An 11987-nucleotide genomic window follows, 5' to 3' on the forward strand; every position below is an offset into this window, starting at 1 on the left:
CAGTCTTGTCATAGAACCTGGAGGGCTGCTTCGTCCCGCCTCCAAGCAAAGCCCTCACCATCTACCGCCGCCTCAAGACGAGGTTGTAGTGATGACCAACCTATCCTTCCCCACTTCTACCAAAACCTTCGAGCCTTCCCGCACCTCACCAGAGATGATCATACGGCTGAGCGGCGTTTCGATAGTTCGCTGAAGGTAGCGTTTGAGCGGTCTCGCGCCATATTGCGGATCGTAGGCTTCACGAGCCACCAATGCCCGTGCCGCAGGTGTCAACTCCAGGCTGATCCCCATTTCCGCCAGCCGCTTGGAGAGCCCCTCAACCTGTAGTTCGACGATCTTCTCCAACTGTTCCGGTGTAAGCGGCTCAAAGAACAACATCCCGTCGATGCGGTTGAGAAACTCCGGCGAAAAGTGCATCCGCACCGATACCATCACCCTCTGTTTCGTATCAGGTTGGGTGCTATCCGCCCCGCCGAGGTTCGAGGTCATGATCACCACCGTATTGCGAAAGTCAACTGTCCGCCCGTGACCGTCGGTGAGCCGGCCGTCGTCGAGCAGTTGAAGCAGCAGCGCAAAGACGTCGTGGTGCGCCTTTTCGATTTCGTCAAGCAGCACGACGGCGTAGGGTTTGCGCCGGATCGTCTCGGTCAATTGACCGCCTTCCTCATATCCGACGTATCCGGGAGGCGCGCCAATAAGCCGCGCGACGGTATGCCGCTCCTGATACTCCGACATATCGATCCGCACCAGTTGCTCTTCGCTGTCGAAGAGCGCTTCGGCAAGGGCACGCGCCAGTTCGGTCTTGCCGACACCGGTGGGCCCGAGAAAGAGAAACGTCCCGATCGGGCGTTTCGGATCTTTGATGCCGGATCGCGCTCTGAGGACGGCATCGGCCACTGTATCGACCGCCTCATCCTGACCAACGACCCGCCGGTGCAAATCGTCGGCGAGGCGGAGCAGTTTTTCCCGTTCGACTTCCAGCAGTCTCGCCGCCGGTATTCCGGTCCAGAGAGCGACGATCCGGGCGATCTCCCGTTCGGTGACTTCCTCCTTTAGCAGCCGCTCGCCCGGCAAGGCCTCGAGTTCACCTTCACATTCTCGCAGCGCCTTCTCAAGTCCTATAAGGTGTCCATACTTAAGTTCGGCTGCCCGGTCCAGATCATAGTCCCGCTCGGCACGTTCGACAGCCAGTTTCGCGGCTTCAATCTCCTCCCTTAATTTCCTGCGACGGCCGATAATATCGCGCTCAAGGTCGTATCCCGTCTTTAACGACTCCTCAACGACTTTAAGGCCTGCCAGTTCGTCCTGAATTTCCTTGAGCCGCGACCGGGAGGCGTCGTCCTTCTCACGTGCCAGAGCCGTCCGCTCCACTTCGAGTTGCCGGCTGCGACGGGTAATGTCGTCGAGGTTCTGGGGCAGCGAGTCGATCTCGGTGCGGATCATTGCCGCGGCTTCATCGACGAGGTCGATTGCCTTATCGGGCAGGAACCGGCCTTGAATATAGCGATCCGACAATTTCACTGCGGCCACAAGCGCTGCATCGCGGATGCTGACGCCATGATGCACCTCAAATCGCTCCCGTAGCCCGCGAAGGATTGAAATTGCTTCCTCAACCGACGGTGGCTCGACCAGGACAGTCTGAAACCGCCGCTCGAAAGCAGGATCCTTTTCAATGTGTTCGCGATACTCGTCGAGCGTCGTAGCGCCGATGCAATGGAGTTCACCACGCGCCAGGAGCGGCTTCATGATGTTGCCGGCGTCGAGCGAGCCTTCGGTGCGACCGGCGCCGATGACGTTGTGAAGTTCGTCAATGAAGAGGATGATCCGGCCGCTCGAGGCTTCGATTTCCTTTAGGACAGCTTTAAGTCGTTCTTCGAATTCACCTCGATATTTGGCTCCGGCAATGAGGGAAGCCAGGTCGAGCGCCCAAACCTGCCGGTCGCGCAACGACTCCGGCACATCGCCGCGGACAATGCGCTGCGCCAGTCCCTCGACGACCGCCGTCTTTCCGGTTCCCGGCTCGCCTATTAGGACCGGGTTGTTTTTAGTTCGTCGCGAGAGGATGCGGATGACGCGCCGGATTTCTTCCTCGCGGCCAATGACCGGATCCAGTTTGCCGGCTCGCGCCAGTTCGACCAGATCCCGTCCATACCTGGCAAGCGCCTCATAGGTGCCTTCGGGCCGATCTGTGGTGATCCGTTGCCGACCGCGAACCGTTGAAAGGGCTCTTAAGATCGCCTCACGGGTGATGCCAAAGCGCTTCAGCAGGCTTCCCGCCCGCTCGCGCTCCCCGATTCCGGACATAGCCAGAAGCAAATGCTCGACTCCGGCAAACTCATCTTCCATCCGTTTCGCTTCGGTGAGTGCCGCAGTCAGAACCTCCTGTACCGTCTTTGATAGATAGATACGTCCCGCCTCGACACCAGGCCCTGTTACCCGGGGAATTCGACGCGATGCCTCCTCGAGGGCTTCCCTAAACTCCATTACCGGCACCTCGAGCCGCTGGAGCAACCGCACCGCAAATGTGTTACTGTCTGCTACCAGCGCCAGCAGCAAATGCTCCGCCTCAACCTGCGGATGACCGCTCTCGAGAGCGAGGTTCTGAGCGGAGACGAGGGCTTCGCGAGCCCGTTCGGTGAATTTAGTCAGATCCATGAGCCTTAATGTCTCATTCAAATATAGGTAGCAATGATGCGCAGGCAAATCTCAAGCAGGATGGCGTGCGTATCACTTTATGGACTGGAGCGGCGACGCCGCCCGTTGGTGGATGGAAGTCTCCATACCCCTACTGGCGGCGTCCGCTTTGCCTGAGCCTTGAGCCTATAGCCTTGAGCCTTGAGCCTTGAGCCCCGCTTAGTGAACCTTGACTTCGATTTGCCGCGACCGAGACTCCTCAGACTTCGGCAGGGTCACGACCAACAGCCCGTTCCGGTATTCGGCGTCGATCTTGCCGGCATCGATCTGACCGGGGAACTGGAAACTGCGGCGGAAAGTGCCGAAGGCGCGCTCGGTCAGGTAGAGGCCGCGGTCTTTGCGCTCCGTGTCCAAGCGCTTTTCGCCGGACAGAGTCAGGACGTTGTTCTGCAGTTCGACCTTCACTTCGTCGCGGGTCAGGCCCGGCAGTTCGGCGGTTACCTCGAACCGGTCCTCGTGCTCGACGACATCGACCCGGGGTGACCAGTGCGCGTCGCTTTCGCCGGAATCGTTGCCGAAGAAGTCATCGAAGAGTCGAACCATCTGGCGCTGCAGCGGACTGAAGTCTGCTGCCCGGCTCCAGGGGCGGGGGGTGCATCGAACGAGTGTCATATCATACCTCCATGATGTTGGTTTTTGATGGCAGTCCTGTGACTGCTGCTTTCGATTCTTGCTATTCGCAACCGCCGTGCCAAAACCACATTATTAGTAAATACAATCATATAGATACCAGTCGCTATGCCGACAGGGCACTTGCTGGCAGAATATGTGTCATTATGGCATACATTTAGGTGTGAGTTTGGCAGACCAGGCTGCCCGATTGCACTTGACACCGTGCTCTTTATTGATTACTCTATAGATTACCTCTTCGCCGGAGGCACTTTCGCTCACCCCGCATTTCCGGAGGCGCCATGACCGTCATCATCATCCTGCTCAGCATCCTATTCGGATCACTGGTCCCGACTGGCTTTGTCGAAGCCATCCCGGCCGGTGGCGACGCGGCCATCTCGGTTCAGGTGGTTCGTGAAGGACCTGCCGGCCTGACCACCCAAATGCGCTTCGCGGCACCGGAAATCGCCATTGCCGATCCCGATGGCGAGCCGCGGCTCCGGGTCGATCTCGGTGGAGCATTGCCCGATTTCGAGAGCGACGGCCCGGCACTCCCGGTTATATTTCGCCTGATTGCAGTGCCGGACGGCTATGAGACACGTGCGGAAGTGCGCATCGTTCGGGAGCGGTCGATCGATGTTGAGCCGATACTTGCGCGCGACCGCGCCGGTGAACGCGAACTGCGCGATGCTGGACCGCAGCCGATGGTCGAAGTCGGCGAAGCCGGCTGGATGCGCTGGCTCCGCGTGGCCCCGGTGGTAATCCGGCCGGTGCGTTATGATGCCGGCAGTCGCACCCTTCAGGCGGCTGAAGAGATCGCGGTGGACTTTGAGTTCGTTCCGACCCGTCCTTCGGGGGTTGCGACTCCCGATCCGGCATGCCTCTGGTCACCCACTTTCGACGAACTGTTCCGCGTTCTACTGCTCAATCCCGGCAGTCTTCCGGGTATCATGCCGGGCGGCAATCCGGTTCATCGCGGCAGTTACATCATTATCACCAATCGCTCCCTCTCGGCTGCCACTATCGAATTCGCCAAATGGAAGCGTAAGAAGGGCTTCGACGTCGTCGTCAATCCGATGTATTATCCCGGCATTACTGCTGACGAGATACGCAACTATATTCAGGATGCCTACGATCGCTGGGAGCGACCGCCAGAAGTGGTTCTCCTGCTCGGCGATGTGAATGCGCCTTCGATGAGCATGCCTTCCTACAGCATCCGCCATCCCGACAGGAATCAACAAGAGGTCGATGTAACCGACCTGCCTTACTCACTGATGACGGGCGACGACTACTATCCCGACCTCTTCGTCGGCCGGGTATCGGTCGATTCGCTCTCGACATCTGAGGCGACAATCTATTTTTCGCGCATAGTTGCCCATGAGACGATTGCCCATACCTTCCCGCAGGCGGCATTCAAGCGGGCGACGCTCTTTGCGGGCAACTTCGGCGACGGCGGACGGCGGGTCTTAAGCCCGGTTGAGACTTGTGAATGGCTTGGATCGCGACTCCGCGAACGCGGCTGGAACGTTCAGGACTTCTACTTCCGTAGAGCCGGTGATGACGTCAATCCCGGGCCTATCGTTGAGTCGATCAACCGCGGAGTCAACATCGTCGCCTATCGCGGCTGGGCGGATGCACGCGGGACGCACTATCCTCAGTTCTACAAGGTCAATCTCGACCAACTCGACAACGGTCCGTTGCTCCCCATCTTCACCTTCTTCGTCTGCAACACGGGTGACTTTGGCAGTAACGAGACCAACCCCTGCTTCGGCGAGTATGCAATAACCCGGGGGACACGTCGTCGGCCGGCGGCAGCGCTCTCCTTCTTCGGTCCGTCTGACCTGCATACCAACACCCGCTTCAACAATCCGCTTCTGGGCGGATACTATTCAGGGTTGCTCAACAACGACATCCGAACGATGGGCGCGCTCGTCCTGCGGGGCAAGTTTGAAATCTGGCGCAACAACCCCAACTACCGGCACCGCGGCTGGCCTGAGAATTACGTCGAGTTTTACTACTCAGTCTATAATATTCTCGGGGATCCCGACGTCGCCTACTATCTCGACGCGCCGCGACCGCTGCAAGTCGTGCATTCCCAGTCCTACAACGTTGGCCAGACGGAAGGTCGCTTCATTGTCCGTCGTGCCGACGGTTCGCCGGTGAAGGGAGCCTTGCTGACCTTGCTCAAGACCGGCGAAACCGACCTCTCGGTGCTTACCGACGACAACGGCCTGGCATTGGCGCCGCTCAAACTCACCAGCCCTGACTCGCTGCACATTTCAGCCATTGCTCATCAAGCAACCCCTTATATGGCATCGGTTCCGGTCGTCAACGCGGCGCGAATGGTGGGGCTTGAATCGATAACCGTTCGCAACCGCCTCGGTGGCGATGGGCTCACCACGGGGGAGCCGGTCGAACTGATGATGACGCTGCGCAATTTCGGATCCGAAGCGGCATCGGGAGTTACTGCGACGCTGCAGGACGGCACCGATATTGAGGTTATGTCCGCAACCGCTGCTTTTGGGGATATCGCCCCTGGAGCGACGGCCGGCGGCGGATCGCCGTTCCGGCTATCCGTTGCTCCGCATGTCTGGCCCGGATCCCAGGTCATATTCAGGCTCATCGTCTCCGACGGAGCCGGCAACGATTATCCGCTCCTGATCCGCATTCCTGCCGCCGGACCGCAACTGGAGTATGCCGGGCACCGGTTTGAGGACGCGCAATATCTACTGCCGGGAACGACCCGCAACCTCATCGTCAGCATCGCCAATAAAGGGCATCAGGCTATATCCGGGCTGCATGGTCGTATGCATTCCCACGATGGCGCGGTGGACTTTGTCAATGATCGCGGCAATTTCGGCGATGTCGCCTTCGGCGAGATCATCGACTCTTCGCCGCTGCCGTTCCGGATCACCGCCCGTGAAGGCGCCCAGCATGGCCGGGTCGTTCAGTTGCGCCTCGAACTCTTCGACAGCGACGACCAATTGCGCGGTCTGGTATTCTTTAACATCACGCTCGGCAATCTGGAGCCAACCGATCCGATGGGTCCCGACGCCTATGGCTACTACGTCTATGACGACACCGACCGGGCTTACGAACCGGCGCCTCGCTATGACTGGATCGAACTCGACCCGGCATTTGGGGGCAGCGGTGCAACGCTTCATAAACTGACCGACGACTCGACGACCGGACTGAGGCTGCCCTTTGCCTTCCGCTATTATGGCCGCAATTACGATTCGGTCTGGGTCTGCTCAAATGGTTGGATATCCTTCGCAGTGAAGAAGATGGACAGCGAGTTCGACTTCACCAACCATCCCATTCCGAGTCCGCTCGGTCCACGCTCGATGGTTGCACCCTACTGGGAGGATTTGGTCGGGGATACCATAGCAGGCGGCGGAGGCCGTCGCGACTCGATCCGCGTTTTCGTGAGGCACGATGCCAACGGGGGCCGCTTCATCATCGAGTGGAGCCGCGCCATTGCCCGCGCCAGCCAGAACGTCCAGCACCCGCAAACCTTTGAAGTGATTCTCTACGACCCTGCACGTCATCAGACGCGCACCGGCGACGGCGCCATCCTCTTCCAATACAATCAGGCATCGGTCGTCGATCAAGGCTTTGACGGCACCTATGTGACGGTCGGCTTCCAGGATTACAACCACATGCGCGGAATCGGCCTGACCTTTGCCGCGCGGTATGCGCCGGGCAGCGATTCGCTCCGTGCCGGCCGAGCCATCAAGATCACAACCGATCTGCCCGACGGATTTCTCGCCGTGCCGGTGGGTCCGGCGATTCAACCGCTGCAGTTTGCCCTGGATGAGCCTTTCCCGAATCCCTTCAATGCCCGGGTGACCATATCCTATGGTCTGGCAACCTTCGGAGACGTTCACCTGGCGCTTTACGACCTTCAAGGCCGACTGGTGCGTGAACTGGCGAACGGCCGACAACCAGCCGGAAGGCACTCGCTCATCCTCGACGGCAGCGATCTGGCGACCGGACTCTATCTCTTGCGTCTTGAGTCCGGCGGGGAGAGACTACAGCGCAAACTTACGCTGGTGAAGTAGGTTATTGGCTGAACAGCCTGTCCGAAAATGCGCTGGGGTGCCGTCGGGTGTCCTCACCCGACGGGAAGTCATTGCTGGGGTGTCGTCGGGTGTCCTCACCCGACGGGAAATCATTGTTAATAAAGGTATGTTGGTGTCGGATTAGACAACTTACACCGCGGCCAAGAGTGCTTGATAGTGTCAGGTGTGACACCTGACACCACATCTAAATGCGCTTGGGTGCCGTCGGGTGTCCTCACCCGACGGGAAGTCATTGTTAATAAAGGTATGTTGGTGTCGGATTAGACAACTTACACCGCGACCAAGAGTGCTTGATAGTGTCAGGTGTGACACCTGACACCACATTAAGAGTGCTTGATAGTGTCAGGTGAGACACCTGACACCACATTTGATCGTTCTCAGACACACTGTTAGACCTTAGAGTAAGCAGCACTCAACGGTCTCAACATCTCTGCGAGAGCGTGTCCGTCATCGTCTCATTAGAGGATTAGAATGACGAAAGTTACACTCACGATTGCACTGTTGCTGGCCTTCTGCGCTTTGGCAGTTCAGGCTGGCGTCCCGCGCTATCCGGCTGACGCGCCGGCTTACCGGATCGTCGATCCCTCCGATCTGGGGCGGTTCGAGCCGGGACCTGCTGTTCCTTGGCGTCCGCTGCCCCGTCGCGACCCCGTCATCGGGCAGACAAGTCAGGCCGGCGAGACCTACGCCGACTACTGGACCAACGGCGTCTGCGGAAAACTGATCATCCGCGACCGGCGCGACGGCATCCACGTTACCTTTATGGACGGCTACGATGCCGACCTTAACACCCGCCACCAGAAATACAACTACTACAGCGAAGGAGAATGGCTCGACCGCGACGGCTCGGTCGTCCCGGGCGGAAGCCGGTCGGGCTATGGCAGCATCTGGCTCTCTCCCGACGATGAAGAGGTCGCTGTCGTCTTTACCCATGTCGAAGGTATTCAGCAAGAGATCGTCAGCGCAATCTGTATCGACTTCGGGCAGGGCTGGGGCGCGTTCCAGACCTTCACACTGCCGCGCTATGGCGAGCAGACCGTAATCTGGCCGCAAGGGGTGATTTCCTCGGACGGCCGCATCCACGTCGTCTATAATCGTCGCGACGCCGGGATGATCTCCTACACCTCCGCCGATTGGAACGGCGGGGAGCCGCAGTTTCCGAATCTTCCCCAGGAAGTCTCGATCACCGCGCTCAACAGTTATCGGATAGCGATCTCACCGAACAGCGAGCGCGCCGCAATCGTCTATGCGAAGAACCGCGTTGGCATACCGGCACCACCAGAGTGGGAAGGCTTCCTCGCCTGGCAGATGAACAACGATCTCTGGCTCGCGACGGCCGACAATGGGCGCGACTGGAACTTCAACCAGCCGCTAAACATCACCAACTGCATCCCGCCCGATCCGCAACTTGAGGGCGATGCGGCTTACGGCGACACCCTTCGGCCCTTCGTCAACTATGACGTGATCTTCGATGCCAACGATATGGTTCATGTCGTCTTTGAAGCGCGCGGAATGTGGGAAAAGCCGGTCTATGACCCCGACGTCGATCGCCCGCCCGTCGATGGCATCACTGTCGATGCGGCCATTCTCTTTCACTGGACAGAGGAGGACTGCACCTTTTCGCCGGTTGCGGATGGCTGGTTCACGCAGCAAATCCGGGACGAGAATGACAGCCTTCTGGCTTGGCCTACACCCGGCGCCTGGAAGTCAAACGTGACCCATCCTTCGCTTGGCTATGACGAGGAGGGCGACCTATACTGCGTCTTCAACTACTTCCCGCGCGAGGACTTCGATCCCAATGTGGCTAATAATGGCCGGTGCAACGGCGACATCTCGGTAACGGTTTCGCAGGACAACGGCCAGACCTGGTTTCACCCGACGCGGGTCGTCGAAACCCGCACCAACAACCCGGAATTCGGGCAGGCACTCTCCGAGCAATACCCGACGATGAACTGGAAGGTGGACGACTTCCTGCACTTCTTCTATCTGGTGGACCGGCAGCCCGGAACGCCGATTCAGAACGAAGCCGGTGCGGCCAACACCCTCAACTCAGCGATCTACCATTGGGTCTCCCGCGACGAGATTCTGACCGACTCTATCTATGAGGGACCGGCCTTTCACACGGGTGAGGTTCTCGCGGTGCGCGGCGATGCGCCCTGGCAGCCGGGTGGATTCCGGCTCGGTTCGGCCTATCCCAATCCCTTCAACGGGCGCGCCGAGATCGCCTTCGAACTGCGCACCGCTCTGCCGGTTCGTATGACCGCCCATTCATTGGATGGTCGAGAGGCAGCCGAAATCTACTCCGGCAAGGCCTTGTCGGGAACGCATCGGGTGGCTTGGAATGCCGAAGGATTGCCGTCGGGGATTTACCTCGTGCGGCTTACGGCTGGAACCGAGCAAGCCGTGATCAAAGTGGCGCTGGTGCGGTAGAGTCTTCCGCTTGGAAACACAAAGGGGCGTGGAACTGGTCTCCACGCCCCTTCTCTATCTATGACACTCCTAAAGACCAGTCGAAGTTCGGACCCCTACCTCTTCCAAACCACCCCGATTGCCGCTGCGCTTGCCAGCGCCATCAAGCCGGTCAGGAAGATCGCCAACGACGGCATGGTAAACGTAACGCTCGAGCCGATCTGTTCCAGCAGTGGTCCAAGCAGCCGCGCGATGCGAACCTGACCGGCGGTCTGCAGCATTATCCGCTCGAATGTTACCACCAATTCCGTCCGGAATAGCCCGATTCCGAGGGCTGCAAGTCCTGCCAGCGCCACCCAGCCTACCCCTATCCAGCGCTCACGACGAACCTCGCGAGGATGCTGATCGATCTCCAGAGTCTCAATCAAGTCCGCCTCGAACGACGAACCTGGTGACGGCAATCGCGCCGGAGCAATGCTTCCGCGAAGGAGCGGCTCGATCTCGCTCGCAGCGCGGCATTCCGGACAAGTTGCAAGATGCCGCTCGAATGCCTTTCGGTCGTCGTCGCAGCACGGCTCGAGCGAATCGATGATCTCGCACGCCCGTTGGCAGTCGCATTCCGCCGGCGGTGCAGAAACACCACCGGTCATCCCCGTTCCCGGGTAAAATAGACGTCGAATGAAGTTTGGCAAGATAATCATTATCGGCTCGTGTCAGGTTGCCGGGACCGGCACCGGCCGGTAGCCCCGTCCCATTTCCTTCAATGCGGCTTCGCGCATCCGTTCTTTGGCGCGAAAGAGCGTTGCCTTCACTGTTCCCATCGGCCAGTTGGTGATCCGGCTGATCTCATCGTAGGATAACTCCTGCAAATAGTATAGCGTCAGCGCCAACTGCTGTTGTTTTGGCAGTTGCGCCATCAAGATTGCCACAAACTGCCGGTTTTCCAGGCTCCGGTAGCCCGGGTCGGCGCCCGACAGGCGTTCTGGCTCGCTGGCCGTCAACGCTTCGTCGGTAATATCCACGGTTGTCGCGCTGCGGCTCTTTTCCTCAATATAAGACGCGCAGACGTTCCAGGCTATATGGTAAATCCAGGTCGCAAGCGAACTGTCTCCCCGAAAGCGCGGCAGCCCTTTCCAGACGCGGATAAAAGTCTCCTGCGCCAGATCTTCCGCCTGTTGACGGCTGCCGGAAGCGCGCAGGCACAAGAGGAATATCCGGTCGCGGAAGGCTTCCATCAGCATCCCGAACGCCCGCTCCGGCCGGAGTTGATACTCCTCCAGAAACCGACGCTCGTCGAATCCGCCCATTCCCTCGTCCGTTAATGGTGACTTTCACTCCTATAGACTATGGAAGTGCCGCTTTTGTTGCCGAGGGTGAAGCCGCAATGAGGCTTGTAACATTTTACCGCCCCCGGTTGTCTATAGGAGTGAACCGAATCGATTACACTACAAGGAACTCAAACAATGGCTCCGCACCAGACCGATTACAATCTGCATCAACTTGAAGGTGAACCCTGCTGCAACCGGAATCGGGAGCGCCAACACTCTGCGTTGATGACAGGCAGCCGGTTCCAGGGCCGGTTTCATAACGCTGCCCAGCGCATCGAACTGACGGGTATCGTCTATATCGCCCGTGCTCGCTCGCGAACCGCGTCGCGTTAGCAAAACCGGTTGCCTATAGGCAATATATCGATATTACCCCCAACCACGGGAGAATACTATGGACTCCAGCGACTTCCTCTCACATCTGACCGAACTGATCGTCCCGCTTGCCTTCTTCGCGGTGGCGGTCCTGATCGTTTACTTCGTTATCAAGGCGCGGCTCAGACTGCGGGATCTGGAACACGCTGAGCGGATGCACGCTATCGAGCACGGAGTGCCACTTCCGGAATCGCCCACCCGGCCGAAAGCGCGCAATCCCTATAAGTGGCCCGCCATATTCATCGCCATCGGCCTGGCGATCCTGATTGCTTCGACCTTCGGTGATGGTGAGCATTGGGGATTTGGGCTTGGAATGGTCCTGGTCGGTGTCGCCCTCCTCTACGCCCATAAACTTAACCAGCAGCGTCGGGAAGCGATGCCGGCGCCTCCGGTCCCACCGCCTCCGCCACCAATACTGCCTCCACATTGATGCACAGCGGAGTGAGAGGGGCTGCCCGTCGAGGCAGCCCCTCTCACTCCGCAGGTGAGGTAA

The 11987-nt window shown here is 59.0% G+C and carries 8 protein-coding genes; 4 read left to right on the forward strand and 4 right to left on the reverse strand.

All coding sequences use genetic code 11. The features are described from left to right. Nucleotides 1–72: 72 nt before the first annotated feature. Complete coding sequence (clpB, locus tag FJY67_01405) at nucleotides 73–2655, reverse strand: ATP-dependent chaperone ClpB (GenBank protein ID MBM3328116.1); 2583 nt, start codon at nucleotides 2653–2655, stop codon at nucleotides 73–75. Between the two features lie 198 nt (nucleotides 2656–2853). After that, the gene (locus FJY67_01410) at nucleotides 2854–3306 is read right to left on the reverse strand and encodes an Hsp20/alpha crystallin family protein (GenBank protein MBM3328117.1); all 453 of its coding nucleotides are present in this window, start codon (nucleotides 3304–3306) and stop codon (nucleotides 2854–2856) included. 299 nt (nucleotides 3307–3605) lie between these two features. On the opposite strand from FJY67_01410, the gene FJY67_01415 reads away from it, so the two are divergent. Together FJY67_01415 and FJY67_01420 are read left to right on the forward strand one after the other, a co-directional pair. Continuing rightward, nucleotides 3606–7364: a T9SS type A sorting domain-containing protein gene (locus FJY67_01415; GenBank protein MBM3328118.1), complete on the forward strand. Its 3759-nt coding sequence runs from the start codon at nucleotides 3606–3608 to the stop codon at nucleotides 7362–7364. A gap of 492 nt (nucleotides 7365–7856) precedes the next feature. Continuing rightward, nucleotides 7857–9815 (forward strand): T9SS type A sorting domain-containing protein, encoded by a 1959-nt coding sequence (locus tag FJY67_01420; GenBank protein ID MBM3328119.1) that lies wholly within the window; start codon nucleotides 7857–7859, stop codon nucleotides 9813–9815. Between the two features lie 95 nt (nucleotides 9816–9910). Here the strand turns inward: FJY67_01420 and FJY67_01425 are convergent, their stop codons facing one another. Both FJY67_01425 and FJY67_01430 read right to left on the reverse strand, forming a co-directional pair. Further along, entirely contained in the window at nucleotides 9911–10495 is a 585-nt protein-coding gene (locus FJY67_01425) for a hypothetical protein (GenBank protein MBM3328120.1), read from the reverse strand. 12 nt (nucleotides 10496–10507) lie between these two features. Next, nucleotides 10508–11101, reverse strand: a complete 594-nt coding sequence (locus FJY67_01430) for an RNA polymerase sigma factor (protein MBM3328121.1) — start codon at nucleotides 11099–11101, stop codon at nucleotides 10508–10510. 156 nt (nucleotides 11102–11257) lie between these two features. Between FJY67_01430 and FJY67_01435 the strand changes: the two genes are divergently transcribed. Further along, nucleotides 11258–11455: a hypothetical protein gene (locus FJY67_01435; GenBank protein MBM3328122.1), complete on the forward strand. Its 198-nt coding sequence runs from the start codon at nucleotides 11258–11260 to the stop codon at nucleotides 11453–11455. A gap of 58 nt (nucleotides 11456–11513) precedes the next feature. After that, a complete protein-coding gene (locus FJY67_01440) occupies nucleotides 11514–11924 on the forward strand; it encodes a hypothetical protein (GenBank protein ID MBM3328123.1) in 411 nt (136 codons plus the stop codon). Nucleotides 11925–11987: the final 63 nt, after the last annotated feature.

The sequence above is a fragment of the Calditrichota bacterium genome (assembly GCA_016867835.1).
In the GTDB taxonomy this organism is placed as follows: Bacteria; Electryoneota; AABM5-125-24; order Hatepunaeales; family Hatepunaeaceae; genus VGIQ01.

Excerpts from the sequence above, each read along its gene's own strand:
- clpB (MBM3328116.1), bottom strand. The coding sequence starts at position 2,655 with ATGGATCTGACTAAATTCACCGAACGGGCTCGCGAAGCCCTCGTCTCC.
- FJY67_01410 (MBM3328117.1), bottom strand. The coding sequence starts at position 3,306 with ATGACACTCGTTCGATGCACCCCCCGCCCCTGGAGCCGGGCAGCAGAC.
- FJY67_01415 (MBM3328118.1), top strand. The coding sequence starts at position 3,606 with ATGACCGTCATCATCATCCTGCTCAGCATCCTATTCGGATCACTGGTC.
- FJY67_01420 (MBM3328119.1), top strand. The coding sequence starts at position 7,857 with ATGACGAAAGTTACACTCACGATTGCACTGTTGCTGGCCTTCTGCGCT.
- FJY67_01425 (MBM3328120.1), bottom strand. The coding sequence starts at position 10,495 with ATGATTATCTTGCCAAACTTCATTCGACGTCTATTTTACCCGGGAACG.
- FJY67_01430 (MBM3328121.1), bottom strand. The coding sequence starts at position 11,101 with ATGGGCGGATTCGACGAGCGTCGGTTTCTGGAGGAGTATCAACTCCGG.
- FJY67_01435 (MBM3328122.1), top strand. The coding sequence starts at position 11,258 with ATGGCTCCGCACCAGACCGATTACAATCTGCATCAACTTGAAGGTGAA.
- FJY67_01440 (MBM3328123.1), top strand. The coding sequence starts at position 11,514 with ATGGACTCCAGCGACTTCCTCTCACATCTGACCGAACTGATCGTCCCG.